Origin of the sequence: Rheinheimera mangrovi (assembly GCF_003990335.1) — a bacterium.
GTDB lineage: Bacteria > Pseudomonadota > Gammaproteobacteria > Enterobacterales > Alteromonadaceae > Pararheinheimera > Pararheinheimera mangrovi.
Genome location: NZ_CP034683.1, coordinates 725257 through 749829, shown reverse-complemented (window position 1 = coordinate 749829; position 24573 = coordinate 725257). Strand labels below are relative to the sequence as shown.

Here is a 24573-nt window from a genome sequence, read left to right as displayed (position 1 = left end):
TTTGCTATTTAGGATTCTGCAGTTAGATAGCGGAATTCGACCCTGCTGGTGATATTACAGAGCAACTCATAAGGAATAGTCTGCACCTGCTCTGCAATTTCTTCGACTGGCAAATCGGCGCCCCATAACACGACTTCGTCACCAATCTGCACGTCAGCATGACCAATGTCTACTGTGGTCATATCCATAGAGACCCGTCCAACTATTGGATAACGTTGGCCTTTAATCAGTACAGGACAGCCATTGCTGGCTGCCCTAGGGTAACCATCACCATAACCTACAGCGACCACAGCTAAACGGGTATCAGCTGGTGCAGTCCAGGTGCCACCGTACCCTACTTTGTCGCCTTGCTTTACATCACGCACAGCTATAACGCTGCTGCTAAAGCTCATCACAGCTTTTAATTGATGTTGCTCTGCTCTGCCCTGCTCCATAGGCGAAACACCGTATAAAGCTATACCAGGACGGATCCAATGACCATGGCTTTGTGGCCAGGCCAAAGTACCAGCGGAATTGGCCAGACAAAGCTCGCCTGACAAACCTTCGACTGTTTTCAGAAACAGATCAATTTGCTGTTGGGTACTGTCCAGTGTCGGCTCATCGGCACTGGCAAAATGGGTCATCAACCGCATAGGCTGAATTACATTCGGGCTTTGACACAACTGCCGGTAGGCATTTAAAAACTCGTGTGGCAATAAACCCAACCTATGCATGCCACTGTCCATTTTCAGCCAGACATGCACAGGGGAATCTAATTCTGCAGCCACTAAAGCCTCAACCTGACTTGGATGATGTACTACTATCTGAAGGTTACTGGCAACCACTTGTGGCAATTCGTCCGCATGGAAAAAACCTTCCAGCAGCACTATAGGTTTGACTATGCCACCGGCCCGCAGCATCAGGGCTTCGTCAATACGGGCCACACCAAAAGCACTGGCGTCTTTGAGTTGTTCAGCCACTTTCAATAAACCATGGCCATAAGCGTTGGCTTTTAACACTGCCAGCACTTTGCTATTCGGGGCAGCAGCGCGAACTTGTTGTAAATTATGCAATAAGGCCGCTAAATCAATACGGGCCTGTGGACGACGACTCATTAATACTCGTCCTCAAAACGGGCTGTGCCTGCGTAGTTGTCAAACCGTGAATAGCGACCATGGAAAGTCAGGCGAATACGACCTATAGGGCCGTTACGCTGCTTACCTATAATGACTTCGGCTGTGCCTTTGTCCGGGCTATCGTCGTGATAAACCTCGTCCCGGTAGATAAACATAATTAAGTCGGCATCCTGCTCGATAGAACCGGATTCACGTAAGTCGGAGTTTACAGGGCGCTTGTCAGCACGCTGTTCCAAACTACGGTTTAGCTGAGATAAGGCAATCACCGGCACTTTCAGCTCTTTGGCCAAAGCTTTGAGTGAGCGCGAAATTTCGGCAATTTCCAGGGTACGGTTATCCGACAACCCCGGTACCGTCATCAGCTGCAAATAGTCGACCATGATCATGCTCAAACCACCGTGTTCGCGGGCGATACGGCGGGCACGTGAGCGTACTTCGGTAGGAGTTAAACCAGAGGCATCGTCTATATACATTTTGCCTTTGCTGTTCAGAAGCTCAATGGCGGATGATAATCGCGCCCAATCTTCGTCATCCAACTGGCCTGTCCGCACTTTGGTCTGATCAATACGGCCTAAAGACGCCAGCATCCTCATCATAATTTGTTCGGATGGCATCTCTAAGCTGAAAATAAGTACCGGCTTGTCGCTGGTAATAGCAGCGTGTTCACACAGGTTCATCGCAAAAGTGGTTTTACCCATAGAAGGACGGGCCGCTACTATGATCAGATCCGACGGCTGCATACCGTTGGTCATTTTATCCAGATCCATATAACCGGTGGAAACACCAGTTAAGCCACCAGAGCTCGGATTACGGAACAGCTCGTCAATTTTATCTATAGTTTTCGACAAAATGCTGTTGATTGGCTCAGGGCCTTCATTGGCATTGGCCCGTTGCTCGGCAATTTTGAATACTTTAGTTTCGGCAAAATCTAACAATTCAGCGCTGTTGCGGCCTTGCGGGTCGTAACCAGCGTCAGCAATATCGTGCGCGACTGAAATCATATCCCGCACTACTGCGCGCTCACGCACTATTTCAGCATAAGCCAGAATATTGGCGGCACTTGGGGTGTTTTTAGCAATTTCACCTAAATAGGCAAAACCACCAACGTCCGCTAACTGCTGATTACGCTCTAAATCTTCGGATACCGTAATTAAATCAATAGGCTGGTTGGCCTCAGCTACACGAGACATCGCAGAAAAAATAAATCGGTGTGAGCGCAAATAAAAATCCTGCTCTACCACTTTTTCTGAGACTTTGTCCCAGGCTTCATTGTCCAGCATCAAACCACCCAACACGGATTGTTCGGCCTCAATTGAATGTGGCGGCATTTTCACCGCAGCGACTTGTTTATCTTTTTGCTTATTGTCCATAACACCAGAAGTTCTAGAAATTGCGACAGGCTAATACCCTGGGTATAACAGCTCTGCATGGGAGCGATAGCCTACCATTAAAGCATGGATGAAGCTGTGGAAAAATCAGTAAAGCAGAATATTTTTAACGGAAAATCAGGATGAAGCAGGAAGGGATTGGGCACACAAAACTGTGTGCCCAAAAGGCTTATTAAGCCTCAGCAACCACTACTACTTTGATAGTAGCTGTTACTTCTGCGTGTAACTGCAGTGCGATGTCGAATTCGCCAGTTTCACGGATAGTACCGTTAGGTAACTTCACTTCTGCTTTCGTTACTGCAACACCTGCAGCAGTGATAGCATCAGCGATATCACGTGTACCCACTGAACCGAACAACTTGCCTTCGTCACCAGCTTTAGAAGCAACTGTTACTTCAGCCAGTGCAGCGATCTTCTCAGCGCGAGCTTGAGAAGTTGCTAAAGTTTCAGCCAGTTTGGCTTCTAACTCAGCACGACGCAGTTCAAATTTTTCGATGTTAGCTTTGGTCGCTGGAACTGCTTTTCCTTGTGGGAATAAGAAGTTACGAGCATAACCAGATTTAACAGTTACGTTGTCGCCTAAACCACCAAGGTTAGCGACTTTGTCCAACAGAATAATTTCCATTGCAATACCCTCTCTGTATACGGTTTAACCAGTCGCTGCTTAGCTGTGTGAATCGCTGTATGGTAACAAGGCCAGGTAGCGGGCGCGTTTGATAGCGCGAGCTAATTGACGTTGATACTTAGCGCTGGTACCAGTGATACGGCTTGGGACAATTTTGCCACTTTCAGTGACATAATTTTTTAACGTAGCTGTATCTTTGTAATCGATCTCAATCACGCCTTCTGCAGAGAAACGGCAGAATTTACGGCGACGGAAATAACGAGCCATGAAATTTCTCCTAACTTAATATTTCAATCTGTTGGGCATGCAGCACCAGTTTAGACTGACCGCTGCGGCTCTGATGGCGGTTTAAAAAACCTGACACCCGAACTTTGTTTCCCAGTTTCAAATTGTGAGTTTGTTGCGCTAACCCGGCTCCGGCACAGACCACTTGTAGTCTGACATAAGCCTGACGGTTAAAACCGGCTTCCTGCTGCACCGATTGGTGCTCAATCACTAAATAACTGTGAGGAATACCGGCCGGACTTTCGCTGTGGTCGACCTGACGGCAGATAGTGCCAGTCACGACCAGGCTATTGTCCATCTGCAAATTACTCGTCGTTTGCTACCAGCTCATCTGAATCACGAGGAGCACGGTCACGACGTTCTTCACGTACCTTAGCCATTGGTGATGGCTCAGTCACAGCAGTGTTAGTGCGCATGATCAGGTTACGCAATACAGCGTCGTTGAAGCGGAAGTTAGTTTCCAGCTCGTCAATTACTGCCTGTGGCGCTTCTACGTTCATCAGAACATAGTGAGCTTTGTGCAGCTTTTCGATTGGATAAGCTAATTGACGACGGCCCCAGTCTTCTAAGCGGTGAATTGAACCACCAGCTTCTTTGATCGCGCCAGTGTAACGCTCGATCATTCCTGGAACTTGTTCACTTTGATCTGGGTGAACCATAAACACGATTTCGTAATGACGCATTGTAGCTCCTTACGGTTAGTTAGCCTCGGGTGAGCTCGACCAGACTCGCATAGAGGCAAGGAACGTTCTGGATGGTCGAAGGGGCGGTATTCTAGGTGTTTCTTGCTGTTAAAACAAGCAGAAACGCAGATTTTTATTGGGCTATCGCAGCAATTGAGCCGGGATATTGCTTTTTTTCTGAAAGGGCCCCATAACAAAAGCTATTGAACAAAAAACGGCCAAGGCGGTGACTATGAGTTTCAGAACAGAACGCGACAGCATGGGTGAGGTACAATTACCAGCAGAGGCTTTGTATCAGGCGCAAACACAACGTGCCTTGGATAACTTTCAAATCAGCGCTTTGACTATGCCGGCGGCTTTTATTAAAGCTGTGCTTAAGGTTAAGCAGGCCGCTGCTGCTGCTAATCTGGAGCTGAAGTTGCTGGAACCAGAGGTAGCTGCGGCTATTCATGCTGCAGCAGAGCAGCAACTGCTCGAACTGAATATGGCTAACTACCCTATCGACCTGTTTCAGACCGGCTCTGGCACCAGCACCAATATGAACGTCAATGAAGTACTGGCCACTTTAGCCAGTAAAAGTTCAGGCCTTCATATCAGCCCCAACGATCATATTAATCTCGGCCAAAGCAGCAATGATGTGATCCCAACCGCCATTCATTTAAGTGCAGCTGTAGCCAATCATCAGTTGATGGAGACGCTGGTCAGGCTAGAAGCAGCAATAGCCACTAAAGCTCAAGAGGTTGGTCATATCGTCAAAACAGGCCGCACTCATTTAATGGATGCGATGCCAGTGACTTTTGCTCAGGTGTTATCCGGCTGGCAGGCGCAAATTGCCCATGCCCGGCAGCAACTGGAATTTGCCCAGCAACAGGTCGTAGTCCTGGCTCAGGGCGGAACAGCAGTAGGAACAGGAGTGAACGCCCATCCGGAATTTGCCACCTTGTTTTGTCAGAAACTCAGTAGCCAAGCAGGTTTAAAATTTAAACCCAGTTCCAACTTCTTTTTCAGCTTGGGCTCGCAGGACTCTGTAGTGGCCTTATCTGGCGCAACCAAAGTGCTGGCTGTGGCTTTAATGAAAATAGCCAATGACTTACGCTGGATGAATTCAGGCCCGCTGGCAGGTTTAGGCGAAATTGCCCTGCCAGCTTTGCAACCAGGCTCTTCCATTATGCCGGGTAAAGTGAATCCGGTGATCCCTGAAGCTGTGGCCATGGTGGCGGCTCAGGTGATTGGCAACGATGCCACTATTACTGTGGCTGGCCAGTCGGGTAACTTTGAGCTGAATGTGATGTTGCCCGTCATAGCCCATAACATCTTACAAAGCCTGGAGCTGTTAAGTTCTGCAAGTGCGGCCTTAGGCGAAAAGGCCATAGCGGGTTTTACGGTGCAAACAGACAAGATAAACGAGGCATTGTCGCGTAATCCTATTCTGGTGACCGCACTCAATCCATTGATTGGCTATCTAAAAGCAGCAGATATTGCCAAGCAGGCGTACAAAGAAAAACGGCCTGTGATAGATGTGGCAGTAGAACAAACCAGTTACAGCAGAGCAGAGTTAGAGAAGTTGTTAGACCCAGCCCTTTTAAGCCAGGGTTAACAGCAGGCAAAGGGCAGAGCAAAAACTCTGCCCTTTCAGTTTTTTACTGACGCTGACGCACGGCTTCAAATAAACAGATACCGGTCGCGACCGATACGTTTAAGCTCGAGACTGAACCAAACATTGGGATTTTCATCAGCGAATCACAATGCTCTCGGGTCAGACGGCGTAAACCATCTCCTTCAGCGCCCATAGCTATGGCCAGAGGGCCACTCAGTTTCGTTTGATAAATAGTGGTGTCGGTTTCACCAGCAGCACCTACCACCCAAATACCAGCGTCTTTTAATTCACGAATAGTGCGGGCTAAGTTAGTCACCGTAATAAAAGGCACTACTTCAGCAGCACCACAAGCCACTTTACGCACCACAGGAGTCACTTTGACTGAACGGTCTTTAGGAGCGACCACTGCATGCACTCCAGCCGCATCAGCACTACGTAAAATAGCACCTAAGTTATGTGGGTCGGTAATGCCATCTAAAATCAGAATAAAAGGACTGGATTGCTCAGAGACAATACGGGCTAAATCCTGCTCGTTGCCTGTTTGCTGAGCGCGGGCTCTGGCCACCACGCCCTGATGCTGCGCACCATTAACCTTTTCATCCAAAGCTTTGCGGTTGCAGTACTGCACTGACACACCAAAATCACGGGCGAATTTCAGCAAAGGCTGTAAACGCTGATCGTCTTTGTCTTTTAAGATAAAAAGTTCAAGAACATCTTCCGGCGCTCGTTCAAATAACGCGCTTACCGCATGAATACCAAATACAAAATCTGCGCTCATCGCAACCTCAATTGAAAATGACCGAGCCCGGCAATACCGGGCTCTGGCTGAATTGTTGGCTAGTGTAGCAAAAACACCAGCCTATTGCTTTTGCTACTTACGCTTACGTGGTGCTTTACCAGGCCTTGGGCCTGCCGGGCTTTTTGTAGTGGGTTTGCGGGACGCTGTTTTTTTCGCTGCAGGCTTTTTACCCACTGGTTTCTTACCCGCTTTACCCGGAGCTGTTTGCTCAACACCAGCTTTACGTGCACCTTTTTTACGCATTGAGGCTTTTTCTTCCGCTGGTGTCATCGCTGCTTTTTTACTGGCGCTGATTTTACGATTGGACGTCGTGCGTTTTTCCATACCCACTATGCCCAAGTCAATTTTGCGAGCTTCCAGGTTCACCGCCAGCACTTTCACTTCAATCAGATCGCCCATACGGTATTGCACATTGCTGTGCTCACCGCGCAGCACCTGACGCTCGGTATCAAAGTGGTAATAGTCGTTCTGAAGCGAAGTGACATGCACTAAACCTTCGATAAACAGATCGGTGATCCGGACAAACAAACCGAAGTTAGTGACGGTAGAAACCACACCTTTAAAGCTGTCGCCTATATGGTCCTGCATGTACTCACATTTCAGCCAGTCCGCTACTTCACGGGTTGCATCGTCAGCACGGCGTTCCGTCATCGAACATTGTTCACCCAAAGGATGAATTTGTTTTTCAGTGTAACCTTTAGGCCCTGTCACTTTCTGGCCCTGAGTTTGCAAAATAGCTTTAATAGCGCGGTGCAACACCAGATCCGGATAACGACGAATAGGCGAAGTAAAGTGCGCATAAGCTTCTAACGCCAGACCAAAATGCCCCAGATTATCGCCTTGATACACAGCTTGCTTCATCGAGCGCAGCATAGTGGTTTCAATCAGTTCTTTATCCGGTCTATCCTGCAGTTTTTGTAAGGTCTGCATCAGGTCCAGTGGTGTGGGTTCCACTGGCAGATTGGCTTCAATACCTAATTCGGCCAGGAACCGTCTGAAGTTGGCAAAACGATCGCCATCCGGGCGCTCATGCACACGGAACAGAGCAAAAGCCTCATGTTTTTCAATCAGCTTAGCCGCAGAGACGTTGGCTAAAATCATACATTCTTCGATGATCTTATGTGCTTCGTTACGATGAATCGGCACTATCTGCTCAATTTTACGATGGCTGTTAAAGATAAAACGGGTTTCCACCGTCTCAAATTCAATAGCTCCACGCTCGGCCCGTACTTTCGCCATTTGTTTATACAGCGAATACAGGTTGTCGATATTGGTTAAGTTGGCTTCGTACTGCTGACGTAACTTCGGATCGCCTTCTAAAATGGCATGAACCTTGTTATACGTCAGACGGGCACTGGAGTGCATCACAGCTTCATAAAACTGGTAACCGTCCAGTTTGCCTTGTTTGCTGATATGCATTTCAGCAACAAAACACAGCCGGTCTGTATGCGGGTTCAGCGAACATAAACCGTTTGATAACACTTCAGGCAGCATAGGAACCACATGGTCTGGGAAATACACCGAGTTACCACGGTCCAGCGCTTCTTTATCTAAGGGTGTATCAGGCAGTACATAAGCGCTGACATCCGCAATCGCGACCCATAAATGCCAGCCGCCATCGGCTTTGCGCTCACAGTACACCGCATCATCAAAGTCACGGGCATCTTCACCATCTATAGTAATCAAACCCAGCTCTGTCAGATCAACACGGCCAGCTTTGGCTTCTTCCGGTACTTCAGTGCCATAACCTGCCACTTGCTGTTCAACAGCTTTAGAAAACTCGTGGGGTATCTGGTGGTTACGAATAGCGATTTCGATTTCCATACCAGGCGCCATATGTTCGCCCAGCACTTCAATCACTTTACCTACGGCGTTAACTCTTTTGCTTGGACGTTGACTGATCTCCACCAACACCACCTGACCATGACGGGCTGCGCCTTCTTCACCTGGTGGTATTACAATGTCCTGACTCAGACGTGGATCGTCTGGCACCACTACTCCTAAAGCGAAATCTTTAAAGTAGCGGCCAACTATAGGTTCACTGCGAGCTTCTAAAATGCGGACTATACGGGCTTCTATTTTGTCACGGCTGGCAAAATCGCTTTTCGATGCCAGAACCACGTCGCCATGTAGCAGACGTTTCATTTCAAAGTTAGGAATAAACCAGTCTGGGCCACCTTGTTCCAGCTTTAAGAAGCCAAAACCATCACGGTGCCCTAAGACTGTACCTTTGACTAAATCCAGGTCGTCGACCAGACCATAACGTTTGCTTTTGTTAAACAGCAACTGGCCGTCACGTTCCATGGCGCGCAGACGTTTTTTTAGCGCAAACAGCGCTTCATCGTCTGTCAGCTTTAATTCAGCGGCCAACTCTTCAAAGTAGGCAGGTTGTTGCCGCTGCTTTAAGTGTTCGAGGATAAATTCCCGGCTTGGGATGGGGTTTTCATATTTTTCTTGCTCACGCGCAAGATGCGGATCTTTGACCGTCATGTTTTCTCTTTTTCACTAATTCAGCCTGCAGTGTAGCAGTCGCAGGTGAATTTTTCACTACAATGGCCTTTTGGCCCTCGTTAGCACAGCACCCGGCATTTTCGTTGCCAGCTGAGCTAACAGCTGTTGCACCTCTTGGTGCGTTTTGGTGTCGGCGATCACAGAGTGATGTAGCCAACGGTAACAATCTTCCATATCTAAAGGACTGGCATCGCCTTTAATCAGCATTTGGGCAAAACGCATCTGCGCTTTTAAATTGCCTAAACCTGCAGCTTCACGCAGATATATCACAGCTTTGCTGTTGTCTTGCTGAACAAAACGGCCAATATGATAATAACGTCCGACTTGCTCCAGCGCTTCAGGTAAGCCTTGAGACGCGGCCTGCAGCATTAAATCCCAGCCGCGTTCGACATCTTTTTTCACACAAACACCAAAGGCCAGCATATCGCCATACAAAAACTGATAAGCCGGCACTTTCATTACATCGGCTCTGGCCTGGATATCACTGACCAGTTGGCATTCGTCTTTTTGCACTCGCTGTAAATGAATGTTTTGTTTAATTAATTCCAGCAGTTCATCCTGAGTATATAGCTGAACCACTGTCACTTCCCGGGCTTGAACACCCAAACAACAGAGCAGCAAAAAGTAGCTTAATACCAGAAATTTAACTTTGCACATCAATGAATACATCTTATCACCTTAGCAGCCAGAAATTTGTCGTTACACTGCAACTTAAAGGCCAGTATGTTATTGCTCAGAACCTATTTTACCTTTTAACCATAACGAAGCCCGGGTAATGTCGGCTGGATAGAGTTCATTGGCTAGGCAATTTCCTGAGTCGATATAACCCAGAGCAGTTTTAAGTAAAGAGTCACGTTTCTCCCCCCAATCTGCATCAACACTGTCCGTCACAGCGCACTCTACTGGCAAACCTGCAGAATAGTCGCCCTGATCTAATGCATTGAAGGTTTGAAAATTAACTACAGACACGATTTTGTCACAGATCTGCACTGGAGCCATACCAAAAGGCTTGCCGCAGGTTTTGGCTCCTATGACGACAACATCAACAAAAGGGCTGAGAGAGTTAATCACCAATTCACTGGCTGAGCAGGTCGCGGAAGATGTAAGCACCACGATCCTTTCCAAATCCAGCCCTCCAGATGCAGCCCCAAGGCTAAAATCCACGCTTTTGTTATCCGATGCATGTTTAGCGTTATATTTGTATTTCAGAAAAGTTTTATCTTTGACCAGATTCCAGGCTAATTGCGAGCTAAGCTGATTGGCCAACCGGATCAAACCACCACTGTTATATCTCAGATCTAGCACCAATTCCTGCACAGATTGTGAGGAAAAATCATTAAAAGCCGTAATTAATTCCTGCTCAGTCTGATTAATAAATGCATTTAAAACCAAATAGCCAGTTTTCCCCTTAGGGCTGTCGAAGACCTGGCGATGTAAAACTGAATTTGTTTTTACGCTGGTTTTTACCAGATACTGCGAGCGTAAACTGCCATCTTGCTGTTGCCATTGAAAAGTGCGCCCTATACCATCCTGATCTGGCCCATACATATCTTCATATGTGGCTGTACCTGCTTCTATTTCGGTTAACCACTCTGCAATGCTTTTATTTTCCACTGCAACAATTCTATCGCCTCTTTTCATTGCCCCTTTTGATGAAGGGCTATCATTGTATACATATTTCACCAGAAGACTTTGCTTGTCTCTGCTGATATAAGTGGAAAAACCAAAGCCATAGTAGGTCGCATTAACAAATCTGTCGTCGTATTCCTGCTTAGTCACAATGTAACTGAAACGATCTTGAGGTGGGGTAACAGCGGCAAGTAGATCTGATGAGCTAGTGTAGTTTTTATAATTAAGATTTGCGGGTAACGCAGTATTCCAATAGTACTTATCTTGTAAATATTCAAACAGTAATTGATTTTCCCTTTCTATCGAGCACTGTCCTGTTTCACCACCTATCACAGGCGGCTCATCTGAGCCTGAATCAGAACAACCACCCAATACAAACAATAAAACCAAATACGCTAATTTCATCTGTATATGCCTGTAAACCATGTATCAATAAGCATAAACAAAAAAACGCTGCACTAGGCAGCGTTTTTTTCTATTTCCCGTAATTAAACGGCAAATGGATGACGCAGCGTGATGGTCTGAATACGATCTGGGCCTGTTGAAATAATATCAATAGGTACGCCGGTGATCTGTTCCAGACGAGTGATGTAGTTGCGAGCTTCTACTGGCAGGTCTTCCAGCTTCTGTACACCAAAAGTACTTTGGGTCCAGCCCGGCATTTCTTCAAATACCGGAGTAACGATTTCATAACCTTCCGCTGCCATCGGCGGCACGTCAGTGATAGAACCGTCAGCGGCTTTATAACCGACACAAATTTTGACCACATCTAAGCCATCGAGAACGTCGAGCTTAGTTAAGCAGAATCCAGAGATACTGTTTAACTGCACAGCACGTTTCACTGCAACAGCATCAAACCAGCCACAACGGCGTTTACGGCCAGTGGTTGCGCCAAACTCATGGCCTTTGACACCTAAGTGTTCACCGACTTCACAGTCCAGTTCTGTTGGAAACGGGCCTGAACCAACACGAGTGGTGTAAGCTTTAACAATACCTAGCACATAGTCTAAGTAACGTGGGCCAAAACCAGCACCGGTAGCTACGCCGCCAGCTGTTGTGTTCGACGAAGTCACGTACGGGTAAGTACCGTGGTCAATGTCTAATAAAGTGCCCTGGGCACCTTCAAACATGATTTCTTTACCGGCTTTACGGGCTTTATCCAGTAAATCGGTCACGTCTACCACCATAGGCTTTAACACTTCAGCTATAGCTAAAGCGCTGTCTAAGGTGCTTTGGAAATCAATGGCATCCACTTTGTAGTACTGAGTTAAAGTGAAGTTGTGTAAATCCATCAGAACCTTCAACTTTTCAGCAAATAATTCAGGATTAAACAAATCACCTACACGCAGACCACGACGCGCTACTTTGTCTTCATAGGCTGGACCAATGCCACGACCTGTAGTACCAATTGGCTTATCGCCACGGGCTACTTCACGCGCTTTATCCAAAGCCACATGGAAAGGCAGGATTAACGGACAAGCCTCGCTCAACAACAGACGCTCTTTTACCGGAACACCTTTTTGTTCCAGCATCGCCATCTCTTTTAATAAAGCTTCAGGGGATAACACCACACCGTTACCTATCACACATTTTACGTTTGCACGCAGAATGCCTGACGGGATCAAATGCAATACCGTTTTTTCACCGTCGATAACTAAAGTATGACCCGCGTTATGGCCGCCTTGATAGCGCACCACATAGCTGGCTTTGTCAGTTAATAAGTCAACGATTTTACCTTTTCCTTCGTCACCCCATTGGGTTCCGAGTACGACAACGTTTTTGGCCATGGTTCCTACATCATGGAGAAAAATTAGGCGGGGATTCTACCAAATTAACAACCAAAGTTCAGCGCGATTAAGAAAAAAAAACCAGATATTTTCTTTCTGGTTCTTTTTCAATAACTAAGAGGGACAAAAATGGCTAAGAGGCAAAGAAAAATAGCAGTAAAACACCGGCTAAGACCAATATTCGCCCCACCTGCTGCATTTGGGCTGTGGGCTGTTCTGCGATTCTTTGCAGATAAGAGCGCCACTTATTTGGAAATAACATAGGGCCGAGGCCTTCAATGATCAGAACCAGCCCTAAAACCGCCCACCAGTAATCAGCCATTTAGCGAATATCCTTCAGGCAACTCAGGTCGTAATCTGCAGCATTGTGGTACAAAGCAAAACCAAAGCGTAGCCGGTCACCCCGATAATCCGTCATGATGCCCTGCTGTTTTAGCGCAGCGGCAATACGCGCCACGTCTTCTGCGGCAAAACGAAAAGTTAAAAACTGACCTTGTTGCTGGTTTTGATTGTCCAACAGATGAGTACGATTTAATAGCGGGTGCCGTATTTCATCTAATAGAGCGAGAAAGGCGTGCTGTAGGCTTTGGATATAGGCCTGCACTTTCTCGACGCTAAGTCCTTGCTGTTGATACAACTCAAACACAGCCAAGACTCTATACAAAGCAGAACAATCCATAGTGGCACCGGCAAAACGATAGCCGTTGTTGGCGTATTGCACCTGGCCTTGTTTGGCATTAGCCAGTTCACTAAATTCGGCAAACCAACCTGTGTAAATCGGCCTGTGCTCGCTGCCTTGTGGTACAGCCAGAAAACAACAACCTTCCCCACCCTGTGCATATTTATAGCTGCCCGCCAGATAAAAGATGCGCTGTGCTATCGCAGATAAATCAGTCGGCACCGCCATAAAACCATGATAACCATCGACCACGATCATGGCATCCGTGACTTTATCAAGCGCCTGTACCAATGCAGTTAAGTCTTTAATACCCACACCAGAGTTAAAAAACACCTGACTGAAAAACACCAGATCAACAGGCTGAGCTGCAACTGCAGCTTCTAATCGCTGTGGAAAGCTGGCAAAAGGTTCAGTTGGCACCCGAATCACATTGACTGTGGTTAACTCACAAAGACGGTTGATCTGACGATGAAAGCTATGGAATTCGCTGTCCGTGGTGACGACGGTTAAAGGTTTGGACCAGTCAAAGCAGCTTAATAAACGCATAACAAATTCGTGGGTATTAGGTGCAAATACAATTTGCCCGGCTTCAGGTAACTTTAAAATACGGGCTATATGGTGTTGTACTGCAGGCACTTTTTCACCGAATACCAAATCCCATTTATCATCCACCAGGCAAGCGGTATCGTCCCAGTAGGCCAATGTAGCGTCACGGGTTACATCAGGCCAATAGTGGTGGGAATGACAGGCAAAATGTTGTTTACCTGGGTTGGCTTTTAAGAAGTGCTGATAAAACTGCTGATACATAGGAAGATCCTTACGAAAGACACAGGCAGATTAACCGAAAGCTATAGGAACAGAAAAGGCCCTTGAGGGCCTTTTCTTATTGAACAAAACAGCACTGTTGTCAGCTTAGTTTTGCACTTTGTCTGACTTCATATATTTAAAGAAGTCGTTGTCAGGCTGAACTACCATCACGTCGTTTTTGTTCTGGAAGCTGTTTTTGTAGGCCTCTAAACTACGAACGAAACTATAGAATTCACCGTTTTTGCTGTAAACATCGGCGTAAACTTTAGCGGCAGCAGCATCACCTTCACCACGCACAGTACGAGAGTTACGCTCAGCATCGGCCACCATAATAGTGACCCGGGCATCGACGTCTGCTTTGATAATTTCTGATTGTTCCATACCACGGCTGCGGTGTTCTTTCGCCACAGCAGTACGTTCAGCACGCATACGCTGGAAAATTGAGTTACTGATTTCATCAGGTAAATTGATTTTCTTTACACGAACGTCAAGGATATCAATACCTAACTCTTTTGAACCAGCGGCCGCCTGTTCCATCGCACGTTGCATCAGTTGAGTACGCTCGCCTGATACAATTTCCTGAATGGTACGGCTACCAAACTCGGTACGTAAACCGTTGTTGATATACTGTTTTAACAGCACTTCGGCCTGAGATAAATTACCGCCTGTGGATAAAAAATACTTACCAAAGTCGGCAATGCGCCATTTCACATAGCTGTCGACCAATAAGTCTTTTTTCTCAGCCGTCACAAAACGATCAGATGAGGGGTCAGCTAAGGTCTGAATGCGGGCATCCAGCTTACGGACATTTTCAATTAGTGGCATTTTGAAATGCAGGCCAGGTTCAAACACCCGCACCTGTTCAGCATCATCACGCTGGATTTTACCAAAACGGATCACAATGCCGCGTTCGCCTTCCGGTACAACAAAAACGCAAGACACTGCAACAATACCCAGGATAGCAATTAAGGCTAATACTAAATTTTTCATCACTTAACCTCTGCCTGTTCTGGTGCTGTCTGTACGGCTTACTTCAGGGCGAACATCTGGTGTTCTTCCGTCTATAACATTAGTTCTGCCATTTGGGGCCAAAGGATTCATCGCAGGGGCTTTGTTATCACCACTGTTATTAATCATTTTGTCCAAAGGTAAATACATAATGTTGTTACCGTTTTTCACATCAACCAGTACTTTAGAGCTGTTGCCATACACCTGTTCCATAGTCTCTAAGTACATACGGTCACGAGTCACTTGTGGCGCAGCTAAATATTCAGGTAATAGTTTCTCAAAACGAGCCACTTCACCCTGAGCTTTTAATAGCGTTTGCTGTTTATAAGCCTCAGCTTCCTGCATCATACGATTGACCTGGCCACGGGCACGCGGCTCAATCTCGCGGGCATAAGCTTCAGCTTCACGGATGTAACGTTGTTCATCTTCCTGCGCTGCAATTGCATCATCAAAAGCTTCTTTCACTTCTTCTGGCGGACGGGCATCACGGAAGTTGACGTCCACTAACTCTAAGCCCATGGCATAAGGAGAGATAATTTGCTCTAACTCAGTTCTGGTGTTTTGACGGATCACTTCACGGCCTTTGGTCAGTACGTCATCCATAATGGAATGACCTACTACATAACGTAAGGCTGCGTCAGTGGCTTCACGCAAGCTGCTGTCGGCATCGACCACAGAGAATTTGTATGCACGCGCGTCAAACACACGGTACTGGATCTCAAAGGTCACACGAACCAGGTTTTGATCCTGAGTCAGCATAAAACCGTCAGTACGTAATGAGCGTACGCTGGTGACATCAACCGGAGTAACTGTATCAATGAAAGTCGGCTTCCAGTGAATGCCTGGCATCACTTCGGAGTGATACTGGCCAAAACGTAAGATCAAACCCCGTTCTGATTCTTTAATGGTGTAAAAACCACTAAAAGCCCAGACCAGCACTGCAACCAAAAGTATCAATACCAATGCGGCTGAGCCACCACTGTTATTGCTGTTGCTGCCGGTGTTTTTATTGCCACCAAAGATACCACCGAACTTTTTGCTTAAGTTGCGGAAGACTTCATCTAAATCGGGCGGGCCCTGATCACGACCGCCTTGTTTCCAAGGGTCGTTGTCTTTGCCATTATTGCCCGGCTCGTTCCAAGCCATGCTTCACTCCATCTCTAGTTGTGATATTAAAACTAATGTACCAAAAAAAGCTGAGTACTGACGATAAAAAACTAAGCGCTGACTATATAGTTTTGTAACAGACCGTCACTTTGTTTCAGTAAACGTGCCCATTCAGCTTTTGATAAGGCGATTCTGACCTGAGTTTCTCCCAAATCAGTAAAAGATTCTGTCTGAACCGCTGAGAGTTCATGTAAACGAGCCCGCCACATAGCAGCGCCAGCAGGCAGTTTTAAATCCAGCTGTGTAAAGTCATCCGCCAATCGTTCACGGATCACCTGTAGCAATAAGTCTATACCTACACCTTGCCTCGCAGAAATATACACTGCAATGGGTTCAGCCTGTTCATTGTATTCTATACGGGCTTCTTGCTCAGTCTGGTCAATTTTATTAAACACCAGTAACTGGGGCACCTGATCAGCGTCAATTTCATGCAATACCAGTTGCACCTGTTTGATATTATCCGCCATCCGTTGGTCTGCCACATCGATCACATGCAACTGTAAGTCGGCATCGCGGCTTTCCTGCAAAGTTGACTTAAAGGCTGCGACTAAGTCATGAGGTAAATGCCTGATAAAACCAACGGTATCGGCAAAAATAATGGAACCAAACTCGGGTAATTTCACTTGTCGCAGCGTAGGGTCTAAAGTCGCAAACAGCTGGTCGGCTGCATACACATCCGCACTGGTCAGGCGATTAAATAAGGTAGATTTACCAGCATTGGTGTAGCCCACTAAGGACACCACTGGAATTTCAGCACGTTTCCTGGCTTTACGGCCTTGCTCACGCTGCTTACTGACTTTATCCAGCTTCAACAACAAAGCCGTAATTTTATCGCGCAGCAAACGTCTGTCGGTTTCGAGGCGGGTTTCGCCCGGTCCTCTCATACCAATGCCGCCTTTTTGCCGCTCAGCATTGTCCCAGCCACGAACTAAACGTGACGACAAGTGCTTCAGCTGTGCCAACTCTACCTGCAACTTACCTTCGTAGCTGCGGGCACGCTGGGCAAAAATATCCAGGATCAGAGTGGTACGATCAATAACCCGGCACTGACAAAGCAGTTCCAGGTTACGGGTTTGAGCCGGGGTTAAAGCGTGATTAAAAATAATCAGATCGACCTGAAGCTCAGCGACAGCTTGCGCTAGTTCTGCCGCTTTGCCACTGCCAAGAAAAAACTTAGCATCGATAGTACTACGGTTGGCAGTCATCACAGCACGTGATTCAACTCCAGCCGACGACACAAGCATCTCCAGTTCCTGCAAATCTTCACTGGCACTGTCTTGTGAAAGATAGATATGCACAAGGATCGCTTGCTCGGCCACCATTTCGCTGTCAAACAAGCTTAAGAATTCCCGGTTATTCCATCTCGTCCATTTCGCCTGTACCAGTACCATGGCTAGCCATAGTATTGACAGCACGAGCTGGGACTACAGTAGAAATGGCATGTTTATACACCATTTGGCTGACTGTGTTTTTCAGAAGGATCACAAATTGATCAAATGACTCGATTTGTCCCTGCAATTTAATACCGTTCACCAGATAAATAGACACTGGGATACGCTCGCGTCTTAAAGTATTTAAAAACGGGTCTTGTAACGATTGGCCCTTTGCCATTTTCGCTTTCCTTATTTCTAATTATGTTTCTCTATATATGGATTATTATATTATTTTCAAGTCGTTAAATAACAACTTTTTTTCAATTATCTTTTACTAGCTTAGCGAAGTTAAAATGGCTTGCAAGTTTTCGGCCTGTTTGTCTTCAGTTTTTAACCAATTTAATTCAGGCCAACTGCGTAACCAGGTCAGTTGCCGTTTCGCCAGTTGACGAGTGGCGGCAATACCCTGATCAATCATTTCCTGCTCAGACAGCTGTCCTTGCAGGTGTAGCCACATCTGACGGTAGCCCACACAACGCATCGAAGGTAAATCCAAATGCAGATCTGCTCGTTGCATCAGATTTTTTACTTCATCGGCAAAACCACAATCTAACATTTGCCGGAATCTGACAGCTATACGCTGGTGAAGTTCAGACCGATCTGTTGGATTGATAGCAAATTGTTGCAGCGGGTATGGAAAAGGCTCGCCTTTGTGTTCTGTCAGTTCAGTTAAACTTTTACCGGTTAACCGGTACACTTCTATCGCCCTGTTAACCCGCTGTGGATCATTAGGGTGAATACGAGCCGCCGATACCGGGTCAAAGTTTGCCAATTGCTGGTGTAAATAACCCCAACCATGTTCTGCCGCTTCAGCTTCGATCTGCTGTCGTATTTCTGGATCTGCTTCAGGTAAAGGTGATATCCCCTGCAACAGCGTGCGGAAATACAACATAGTGCCGCCTACCAGAATAGCGGTTTTCCCCCTGCTGTGGATATCAGCAATAAGTCGTAACGCATCAGTGCGAAAATCCGCGGCTGAATACGCTGAAGCAGGATCAAGAATATCAATTAAGTGATGAGGTGCATCCAGAAGCTCTGCCGCTGTTGGCTTGGCGGTACCGATATCCATGCCTTTATAGATTAAGGCGCTATCAACGCTAATCAGCTCTGCGGGGATGCTTTTATACAGATCAATAGCCAAGGACGTTTTACCGCTGGCTGTAGGCCCCATTAAAAAAATAACTTTAGGATCCATCTGAGTCCTGTAATAACTGAATAGAAGCTGTTAAATCCAGCGGCACGGCGTGCCAATGTGGCCCCTGTTTACTTAACAATGGAAAATGTTTCACTAAAGCAGATGCCTGCAGCACAGCAGAGCCTAATAACTGCTGCAGCAATAAGCTTAGCAGTTGTGTGTCCTGCTGCTGTAACCAGCCTTGCCACCAAAGCGGCAGCCACTGAGCAACCGCACTTTGTCGAAGCCAGGCCGGCACTGCTCTGACAATCAAAGTTTGATTACTGACTAAAAAGTCAAAGCCGAGGTGGCTTAATAAATCCGCTTTGCTGAGCAAATACTCTTGTTCTGTCTGTTGCAACGTTAACCGAACCGGCATTAATAAAGGTAAAGGCTCTGCACCTTGTTCAAGCCATAATCTGGCGGCGCTGGCTGCAAGATCGACTATCCAGACTTGATCTGAGCCAGAGCTTAGCAAATAACGATTCTGGCTGATTAAAGCATCATGTTGGGCAACAGAAACTGATTGCTCCACTCGCTGAGTTTTTGCAGCAAAAACCGGCCAGCTTTGTGCTGCAGGTTGTGCCACAGCAGGCCGATAAGGCTGGCCAGCATAAGCCGAAGGTCTGGCAGCATAAGCTGGAGCAGAGGCTGAATGCTGAGTATGGCCTGACGCAGGTTTTAACGCTGGGGCTGCCGGCATAGAAAAGACTGGAGGTTCTGGTGGTGCCACAACCTCAATACTCTGTTGCTGCGGTTCTAACTGCAATAGTGCATTAGTTAATGCCGACGCGACAAAATCATGTACTAAACGGGCCTGATGAAACCGTACTTCGTGTTTGGCCGGATGCACGTTGACATCAACCTGACGTGGATTAATGTCCAGATAGAGTACAAAAGCGGGTTGCTGTTCAGCACTGAGCATAGAGCCATAAGCCTGACGTATCGCATGATTCAGTAATTTATCTTTCATCATACGGCCGTTGACATAGCTGTACTGACACTGCAGTTGCTCTTTACAGGCTGAGGGTTGCAACACCCAGCCCCAAAGCTTTAAATCATCGTACGCTACTTCGACAAAAGCGGCCTGCTGCAGAAAATTTTTGCCACACAAAGCGGCTACGCGTTTTTGCTGAGCTTCACGACTATCGGCTTTTTTCAGTTGTCGTACTGTCTGGCCGTTATGAATTAAAGTCCAGCTGACGTCAAAACGGCTTAATGCCAGGCGTTTCACCAACTCGTCTATATGAGCAAATTCGGTTTTATCACTGCGCAAAAACTTACGTCGCGCCGGGGTATTAAAAAACAGGTCCAGCACTTCAATGCTGCTGCCATCCGGATGAGCTGCAGGTTTAATTTGCACCTGCATATCCCGACCTTCGGCATAGGCTTGCCAGGCTTTATCCTGAGCTGCAGGTTTTGAGGTTAAAGTCAGACGCGAGACCGAACTGATAGAAGCTAAAGCTTCGCCCCTAAAACCAAGGCTTACAATTTGTTCTAAATCATCCAGGGAACTGATTTTACTGGTGGCATGCCGACTTAAAGCCAGGCCTAATTCAGCTTCAGCTATACCAGAACCATTGTCACGAATAAGGATTTTTTTACTGCCACCACGCTCAATCTCAATCAGAATTTGATCGGCACCGGCATCCAGGCTGTTTTCAACCAGCTCTTTGACGACAGAGGCAGGACGTTCTACCACTTCGCCTGCAGCAATCTGGTTTGCCAGTTGAGGAGGTAAAATTTGAATAGGCATCAGGGGATCCTAAGCACCTGGCCAATCAGAATGTTGTCGCTTTTCAGATTATTGTGTCTGCGAAGTTCAGCCATGCTGACACCATAGTGTTTCGCCACTCTGGATAAAGACTCACCACGTTTCACTTTATGAGTGCGGGTACTGCTGCTGGTACTTGCCACAGCAGTGGATCGGTTTTGTGAGGTAGGCATCACAGTAGGCACTGAGCGACCATTATTTTTATGGGCGGCAAAAAGCGAATCAGCTGGAGGTGATTTTTCAAAATAGCGTTTTATAGCTCTGAACATGGCCAACGCCAGTTTGTGCTGATGGCCTGAATCTTTCAGTAAACGTTCTTCGTTGTAGTTGGAGATAAAACCTGTTTCAAACAAAATAGACGGAATATCGGGCGCTTTTAACACAGCTAAGCTGGCAGCTTGTGGTTCTTTTTTATGCAAATGCGCTATAGGTGCCACTTCACGTAACACTTCTTTGGCTACTTCAAAACCTGTCACCATCGAGTGGTTCATCGACAAATCCAACACAGTTTGCGCCAGATATCGTTCGTTGGCCGAATCTTTGATGATCTCGCCTACACCACCTAATAGCTCCGAATGTTGCTCTGTTTGTTCCAGCATCCGGCCCACTTCAGTGGTAGCACGACGCATCGATAACACCCAGACTGAAGCGCCATGAGCTTTGCGGTTTTGTACTGCGTCTGCATGCACAGAAATAAGTAAGTCAGCTTGTTTCTGCCTTGCAATTTCAGGTCTTTTATTCGGATGAATATAGTAATCACCAGTGCGGGTCAGCACAGCTTTTAAACCTGGCTGCTTATTGATCATGTCCGCTAGTTGGCGTGATATAGACAGAGTAATATTTTTTTCATAAGTACCTTTAGGCCCCACTGCACCAGGGTCCTGGCCACCATGACCGGCATCAATGGCGATAATAATGTCACGGCCAACTGCTCTTGTATTGACTGTACTCAGAGGTTCAGACCTTACCGGCTGAGAGGCCGCCGAAACTGACGAGGATGGTGTGACGGAAGTCACTGGTGCGCCCTGACCGGCAGACGAGGCTCGGCCTTGCGCTTTTAAATCCACCACCAGCCTATGACCATAAGGTGGTGACGGCGGCAAAGAAAAAATACTGTCATTAACCGGAAAAGACAATTCTATCACTACAGCTGTAGCTGCACTGGGGGTACGGCTGGCATACACCCTTTTCACTAAGGGCGAGTCCCCGCTAACAGCGCCAATATTTAAACTGGTTACACCGGCAAGTTCGATTTCAAGTCGGCTTGGATTACTTAAGCGTTTTACTTTATGTGAAGGCGCATTCGCTAAATCCAGCACCAGTCGGGTGTTATCAGGCGCATGCCAAATACGCACACCTTTGACACTGTTCACAGCCCAGCTTTGGCTGGAAACAAGTAACAGCATCAGAGCCACAACCCGAAGTGTCAGACTCATTGAGCCTGCTCCCAGGCGTGCACTATAGCGTCCATCCACGACACTGCTTCTGGTTGGTTCGCCGTGACGCGCAACTGACGCTGGTTTTGATCGATCTGTAACTGCAGATCCAGATCAGCATCCGCCAACAAACCATAACCACGTTCAGGCCATTCAATCAGACATAAGTTGCCTTTGGAGAAATAGTCCCGAATACCCATAAACTCAAGTTCTTCAGGGTCGCGCAGCCGGTACAAATCAAAATGAAATACTTGCTGCTCGCCGATACTGTATGGCTCAACCAAAGTGTAAGTCGGGCTTTTTACATTACCCTGATGCCCCATAGCCTGAAGCAGGCCACGACTGAAGGTCGTTTTACCTGCACCTAAATCGCCCTGTAAATACAGCACAGCACCACTGCGTAAATGCGGTGCAAATAAGGCGGCCAAGACCAAAGTAGCGGTTTCGTCCACTAAATGAAAAATGTAGCTTTGAGCTGTCATCTGTACCTAAGCTGAGTCTTCTCAGTCATATCTGTTTTTAAGCGCACGTATTGTTCGTGAATTGGCCGCTATGCTAACAAAAACAGCGCGGAGCAGCCAGTTTCTTCTGCAATAGTATACGCAACGGACCAAGCAAAAATCAGATCGGCTTTTATGTTAAAGTGTGCGGCGAGAAACAGTGGATTTTATGATGATCAGTGACACCGTCAATAGCGCAAGCGGCCCTATTAGTTGGCAGTATCTTGCAGAGCAAATTAAAGTCTGGGGCCAACAACTTGGCTTCCAGCAGATAGGCATTACCGATACAGATTTAACATCGGAAGAAGCTAAATTGCAGCAATGGCTGGATGCAGGTTTCCATGGCGAAATGGAGTATATGGCCGCTCATGGCATGAAAAGAGCGCGCGCTGCCGAATTACACCCAGGCACAATCCGGGTGATCAGCGCGCGGATGGATTACTTGCCGGAGCATGCGCAGTTTGCAGCTAATCTGGCCGATCCTTCGATGGCTTATATCAGTCGTTATGCGCTGGGGCGGGATTACCATAAGCTCATTCGCAACCGCTTAAAACAGTTAGGTGAACGGATAGAAAAAGAGTTAGGTGTTTTAGGTTTCCGGCCTTTTGTTGATTCAGCACCTATTCTGGAACGGCCGCTTGCGGTTAAAGCAGGTTTAGGCTGGCAAGGAAAACACAGTCTGGTATTAAATCAGGAAGCGGGTTCCTGGTTTTTTCTCGGCGAATTGCTGGTTGATATTCCTTTGCCTGTTGATCCTGTTCATACCGGCGATTGTGGTACCTGTGTTGCATGTATCACTATCTGTCCTACTCAGGCCATAGTTGCACCTTACACAGTGGATGCCAGACGCTGTATTTCTTATCTGACTATTGAGCTACAAGGTGCTATTCCTGAAGAATTCCGGCCTTTGCTTGGTAACCGTATTTATGGTTGTGATGATTGTCAGCTGGTTTGCCCTGTGAACAGAGCCGCCGACACCACAAAAGAACAAGATTTTCAGCGCAGACCACAGTGGCTGCATAAATCCCTGCTGGATTTATGGCAATGGAGCGAAGCTGAATTTTTAAAATACACTGAAGGTTCAGCGATTCGCCGTATAGGCTATCAACGCTGGCAACGCAATATTGCCGTAGCCTTGGGCAATGCGCCTTTTGATGTGGCCATTATTGAAGCCTTGCAACAGCAACTGCCGTTAAGTGAGCCGTTAGTACAGGAACATATTCAGTGGGCTTTAGGACAGCAGCAGAAAAAAGGCCTGCTGCAGCAGAATTTATTAAGTCGCCAGACCGACAGATTAGTCAGGGTTATTCAGAAGGGGTTGCCTCGGGATGCCTGATATCAAATTGTGGTTGAGCTATAAGTCGCTGCTGAGCCTGCTGTAAAATCTCCAGCTTTTGTTTTTTATCAGCCGTATGCCAGTCTTTAATCTCCTGCAAAGTACGACCACAACCTAAACAAACATCGCAGTGGTTTAAACAACAAATTCTGTTACAAGGGGATGCAGGCATAGAAGTCTCCGGTACTGGGTTAATCATAGCCTGTAACAAACCATCCAAGCTTTATTTTCTCTGCTTCGGCACCCAGGCCCAGACAAACTCTGCGATCACAGGTTCAACATTCAGTTCGTCGGTGATCTTTACCAAAATCGTGATATCGCCTTTTTCGGTATCACGAATAAACTGAATTTGCTCATCCGTCAGCGACGTCGTAGCGACCAATTTACCAGTGGCTCTTTTGACATAATTCAGCTGCATCGACTTTAGCAGCGGAATACGGTCGTCTGCCACATGCAAACCCACTAAAAAACCACTGGCCGATTCACCCAGCAAGGCCATTGCAGCCGCATGCACAGACCCTATATGGTTTTGCACCTTGGTTTTATTGGCCAAGCTTAACTTTGCCTGCTGAAAATTTAATACATCGACTTTGACCGAAGCTGTGCCTGCAAATTTCACAGCTTTACCAAATAACAAGCTCAATAAAGGCGAACGGAGCCAAGGCGAGTAGTTATTGATTTTGGCAACATAACGGCCAAGTTTATTGATGGCTTTCATACTGGTCTTACCTCATGACTTATTTTGGCAAAGATAGCAGTAATAAAATCAGGCAGCAAGTTGGGTTCAAGGCAAAAGAGTAAGTTTTGGATTTAAGATGAAAATAGAAAAGGGAGTAAAAT

At 46.8% G+C, this 24573-nt stretch carries 25 protein-coding genes; 2 read left to right on the top strand and 23 right to left on the bottom strand.

Annotated features, from left to right (window positions below; genetic code table 11):
* Positions 1-8: 8 nt before the first annotated feature.
* The 6 genes from alr to rpsF all read right to left on the bottom strand — a co-directional run bounded on the left by alr (position 9) and on the right by rpsF (position 4096).
* On the bottom strand, positions 9-1094 hold the full coding sequence (gene alr / locus EK374_RS03560; protein ID WP_127020194.1) for an alanine racemase: 1086 nt from the start codon (positions 1092-1094) through the stop codon (positions 9-11).
* A complete protein-coding gene (gene dnaB / locus EK374_RS03555; protein WP_127020192.1) occupies positions 1094-2485 on the bottom strand; it encodes a replicative DNA helicase in 1392 nt (463 codons plus the stop codon). Before dnaB ends, alr begins: the two co-directional genes overlap by 1 nt.
* Before the next feature lie 190 nt (positions 2486-2675).
* Positions 2676-3128, bottom strand: a complete 453-nt coding sequence (gene rplI, locus EK374_RS03550) for a 50S ribosomal protein L9 (RefSeq protein WP_127020190.1) — start codon at positions 3126-3128, stop codon at positions 2676-2678.
* 39 nt (positions 3129-3167) lie between these two features.
* Positions 3168-3395, bottom strand: coding sequence for a 30S ribosomal protein S18 (gene rpsR, locus EK374_RS03545; RefSeq protein WP_008899548.1), 228 nt, complete (start codon positions 3393-3395; stop codon positions 3168-3170).
* Between the two features lie 10 nt (positions 3396-3405).
* Positions 3406-3711 carry a primosomal replication protein N gene (priB, locus tag EK374_RS03540; RefSeq protein ID WP_127020188.1) on the bottom strand — a complete coding sequence of 102 codons (306 nt, stop codon included), beginning with the start codon at positions 3709-3711 and terminating at the stop codon, positions 3406-3408.
* Positions 3712-3718: 7 nt separating this feature from the next.
* Positions 3719-4096, bottom strand: coding sequence for a 30S ribosomal protein S6 (gene rpsF, locus EK374_RS03535; RefSeq protein WP_046520104.1), 378 nt, complete (start codon positions 4094-4096; stop codon positions 3719-3721).
* Positions 4097-4328: 232 nt separating this feature from the next.
* Here rpsF and EK374_RS03530 point away from each other — a divergent pair, with 232 nt between their 5' ends.
* On the top strand, positions 4329-5693 hold the full coding sequence (locus tag EK374_RS03530) for a class II fumarate hydratase (protein ID WP_127020186.1): 1365 nt from the start codon (positions 4329-4331) through the stop codon (positions 5691-5693).
* A 43-nt stretch (positions 5694-5736) separates the two neighbouring features.
* On the opposite strand, the gene rlmB is transcribed toward EK374_RS03530, so the two are convergent.
* The 15 genes from rlmB to tsaE all read right to left on the bottom strand — a co-directional run bounded on the left by rlmB (position 5737) and on the right by tsaE (position 22379).
* A complete protein-coding gene (gene rlmB / locus EK374_RS03525) occupies positions 5737-6471 on the bottom strand; it encodes a 23S rRNA (guanosine(2251)-2'-O)-methyltransferase RlmB (protein ID WP_127020184.1) in 735 nt (244 codons plus the stop codon).
* A 93-nt stretch (positions 6472-6564) separates the two neighbouring features.
* On the bottom strand, positions 6565-8982 hold the full coding sequence (gene rnr, locus EK374_RS03520) for a ribonuclease R (protein ID WP_127020182.1): 2418 nt from the start codon (positions 8980-8982) through the stop codon (positions 6565-6567).
* Between the two features lie 57 nt (positions 8983-9039).
* A complete protein-coding gene (locus tag EK374_RS03515) occupies positions 9040-9672 on the bottom strand; it encodes a tetratricopeptide repeat protein (protein ID WP_233280326.1) in 633 nt (210 codons plus the stop codon).
* Positions 9673-9729: 57 nt separating this feature from the next.
* A complete protein-coding gene (locus EK374_RS03510) occupies positions 9730-11037 on the bottom strand; it encodes a S41 family peptidase (protein WP_164731812.1) in 1308 nt (435 codons plus the stop codon).
* Between the two features lie 83 nt (positions 11038-11120).
* Complete coding sequence (locus EK374_RS03505; protein ID WP_127020178.1) at positions 11121-12419, bottom strand: adenylosuccinate synthase; 1299 nt, start codon at positions 12417-12419, stop codon at positions 11121-11123.
* 133 nt (positions 12420-12552) lie between these two features.
* Positions 12553-12741, bottom strand: coding sequence for a DUF2065 domain-containing protein (locus EK374_RS03500; RefSeq protein ID WP_127020176.1), 189 nt, complete (start codon positions 12739-12741; stop codon positions 12553-12555).
* Positions 12742-13905 (bottom strand): aminotransferase class V-fold PLP-dependent enzyme, encoded by a 1164-nt coding sequence (locus EK374_RS03495; protein ID WP_127020174.1) that lies wholly within the window; start codon positions 13903-13905, stop codon positions 12742-12744.
* A 105-nt stretch (positions 13906-14010) separates the two neighbouring features.
* On the bottom strand, positions 14011-14895 hold the full coding sequence (gene hflC / locus EK374_RS03490) for a protease modulator HflC (protein ID WP_127020172.1): 885 nt from the start codon (positions 14893-14895) through the stop codon (positions 14011-14013).
* A gap of 3 nt (positions 14896-14898) precedes the next feature.
* Positions 14899-16059 (bottom strand): FtsH protease activity modulator HflK, encoded by a 1161-nt coding sequence (hflK, locus tag EK374_RS03485; protein ID WP_127020170.1) that lies wholly within the window; start codon positions 16057-16059, stop codon positions 14899-14901.
* Positions 16060-16130: 71 nt separating this feature from the next.
* Entirely contained in the window at positions 16131-17417 is a 1287-nt protein-coding gene (hflX, locus tag EK374_RS03480; RefSeq protein WP_206099276.1) for a ribosome rescue GTPase HflX, read from the bottom strand.
* Positions 17418-17433: 16 nt separating this feature from the next.
* Entirely contained in the window at positions 17434-17691 is a 258-nt protein-coding gene (gene hfq, locus EK374_RS03475) for an RNA chaperone Hfq (protein WP_053423891.1), read from the bottom strand.
* Between the two features lie 96 nt (positions 17692-17787).
* Positions 17788-18708, bottom strand: coding sequence for a tRNA (adenosine(37)-N6)-dimethylallyltransferase MiaA (miaA, locus tag EK374_RS03470; RefSeq protein ID WP_127020168.1), 921 nt, complete (start codon positions 18706-18708; stop codon positions 17788-17790).
* Positions 18698-20443: a DNA mismatch repair endonuclease MutL gene (mutL, locus tag EK374_RS03465; RefSeq protein WP_127020166.1), complete on the bottom strand. Its 1746-nt coding sequence runs from the start codon at positions 20441-20443 to the stop codon at positions 18698-18700. The genes miaA and mutL overlap by 11 nt, the downstream gene beginning before the upstream one ends.
* Complete coding sequence (locus EK374_RS03460; RefSeq protein ID WP_127020164.1) at positions 20443-21897, bottom strand: N-acetylmuramoyl-L-alanine amidase; 1455 nt, start codon at positions 21895-21897, stop codon at positions 20443-20445. The genes mutL and EK374_RS03460 overlap by 1 nt, the downstream gene beginning before the upstream one ends.
* On the bottom strand, positions 21894-22379 hold the full coding sequence (gene tsaE / locus EK374_RS03455) for a tRNA (adenosine(37)-N6)-threonylcarbamoyltransferase complex ATPase subunit type 1 TsaE (protein ID WP_127020162.1): 486 nt from the start codon (positions 22377-22379) through the stop codon (positions 21894-21896). The genes EK374_RS03460 and tsaE overlap by 4 nt, the downstream gene beginning before the upstream one ends.
* Before the next feature lie 187 nt (positions 22380-22566).
* Here tsaE and queG point away from each other — a divergent pair, with 187 nt between their 5' ends.
* On the top strand, positions 22567-23733 hold the full coding sequence (gene queG, locus EK374_RS03450; RefSeq protein WP_407691849.1) for a tRNA epoxyqueuosine(34) reductase QueG: 1167 nt from the start codon (positions 22567-22569) through the stop codon (positions 23731-23733).
* On the opposite strand, the gene EK374_RS03445 is transcribed toward queG, so the two are convergent.
* Positions 23702-23905, bottom strand: a complete 204-nt coding sequence (locus EK374_RS03445) for a DUF1289 domain-containing protein (protein WP_127020160.1) — start codon at positions 23903-23905, stop codon at positions 23702-23704. The two genes, queG and EK374_RS03445, sit on opposite strands and share 32 nt — an antisense overlap.
* A 51-nt stretch (positions 23906-23956) precedes the next feature.
* The gene (locus tag EK374_RS03440) at positions 23957-24451 is read right to left on the bottom strand and encodes a DUF4442 domain-containing protein (protein WP_127020158.1); all 495 of its coding nucleotides are present in this window, start codon (positions 24449-24451) and stop codon (positions 23957-23959) included.
* Positions 24452-24573: the final 122 nt, after the last annotated feature.

Excerpts from the sequence above, each read along its gene's own strand:
- EK374_RS03500 (WP_127020176.1), bottom strand. The coding sequence starts at position 12,741 with ATGGCTGATTACTGGTGGGCGGTTTTAGGGCTGGTTCTGATCATTGAA.
- rnr (WP_127020182.1), bottom strand. The coding sequence starts at position 8,982 with ATGACGGTCAAAGATCCGCATCTTGCGCGTGAGCAAGAAAAATATGAA.
- queG (WP_407691849.1), top strand. The coding sequence starts at position 22,567 with ATGATGATCAGTGACACCGTCAATAGCGCAAGCGGCCCTATTAGTTGG.
- EK374_RS03460 (WP_127020164.1), bottom strand. The coding sequence starts at position 21,897 with ATGAGTCTGACACTTCGGGTTGTGGCTCTGATGCTGTTACTTGTTTCC.
- rplI (WP_127020190.1), bottom strand. The coding sequence starts at position 3,128 with ATGGAAATTATTCTGTTGGACAAAGTCGCTAACCTTGGTGGTTTAGGC.
- EK374_RS03505 (WP_127020178.1), bottom strand. The coding sequence starts at position 12,419 with ATGGCCAAAAACGTTGTCGTACTCGGAACCCAATGGGGTGACGAAGGA.
- tsaE (WP_127020162.1), bottom strand. The coding sequence starts at position 22,379 with ATGACAGCTCAAAGCTACATTTTTCATTTAGTGGACGAAACCGCTACT.
- miaA (WP_127020168.1), bottom strand. The coding sequence starts at position 18,708 with ATGGATCCTAAAGTTATTTTTTTAATGGGGCCTACAGCCAGCGGTAAA.
- mutL (WP_127020166.1), bottom strand. The coding sequence starts at position 20,443 with ATGCCTATTCAAATTTTACCTCCTCAACTGGCAAACCAGATTGCTGCA.
- EK374_RS03495 (WP_127020174.1), bottom strand. The coding sequence starts at position 13,905 with ATGTATCAGCAGTTTTATCAGCACTTCTTAAAAGCCAACCCAGGTAAA.
- dnaB (WP_127020192.1), bottom strand. The coding sequence starts at position 2,485 with ATGGACAATAAGCAAAAAGATAAACAAGTCGCTGCGGTGAAAATGCCG.
- rlmB (WP_127020184.1), bottom strand. The coding sequence starts at position 6,471 with ATGAGCGCAGATTTTGTATTTGGTATTCATGCGGTAAGCGCGTTATTT.
- rpsR (WP_008899548.1), bottom strand. The coding sequence starts at position 3,395 with ATGGCTCGTTATTTCCGTCGCCGTAAATTCTGCCGTTTCTCTGCAGAA.
- rpsF (WP_046520104.1), bottom strand. The coding sequence starts at position 4,096 with ATGCGTCATTACGAAATCGTGTTTATGGTTCACCCAGATCAAAGTGAA.
- alr (WP_127020194.1), bottom strand. The coding sequence starts at position 1,094 with ATGAGTCGTCGTCCACAGGCCCGTATTGATTTAGCGGCCTTATTGCAT.
- hfq (WP_053423891.1), bottom strand. The coding sequence starts at position 17,691 with ATGGCAAAGGGCCAATCGTTACAAGACCCGTTTTTAAATACTTTAAGA.
- EK374_RS03445 (WP_127020160.1), bottom strand. The coding sequence starts at position 23,905 with ATGCCTGCATCCCCTTGTAACAGAATTTGTTGTTTAAACCACTGCGAT.
- hflC (WP_127020172.1), bottom strand. The coding sequence starts at position 14,895 with ATGAAAAATTTAGTATTAGCCTTAATTGCTATCCTGGGTATTGTTGCA.
- hflK (WP_127020170.1), bottom strand. The coding sequence starts at position 16,059 with ATGGCTTGGAACGAGCCGGGCAATAATGGCAAAGACAACGACCCTTGG.
- EK374_RS03440 (WP_127020158.1), bottom strand. The coding sequence starts at position 24,451 with ATGAAAGCCATCAATAAACTTGGCCGTTATGTTGCCAAAATCAATAAC.
- EK374_RS03515 (WP_233280326.1), bottom strand. The coding sequence starts at position 9,672 with ATGTATTCATTGATGTGCAAAGTTAAATTTCTGGTATTAAGCTACTTT.
- EK374_RS03530 (WP_127020186.1), top strand. The coding sequence starts at position 4,329 with ATGAGTTTCAGAACAGAACGCGACAGCATGGGTGAGGTACAATTACCA.
- priB (WP_127020188.1), bottom strand. The coding sequence starts at position 3,711 with ATGGACAATAGCCTGGTCGTGACTGGCACTATCTGCCGTCAGGTCGAC.
- EK374_RS03510 (WP_164731812.1), bottom strand. The coding sequence starts at position 11,037 with ATGAAATTAGCGTATTTGGTTTTATTGTTTGTATTGGGTGGTTGTTCT.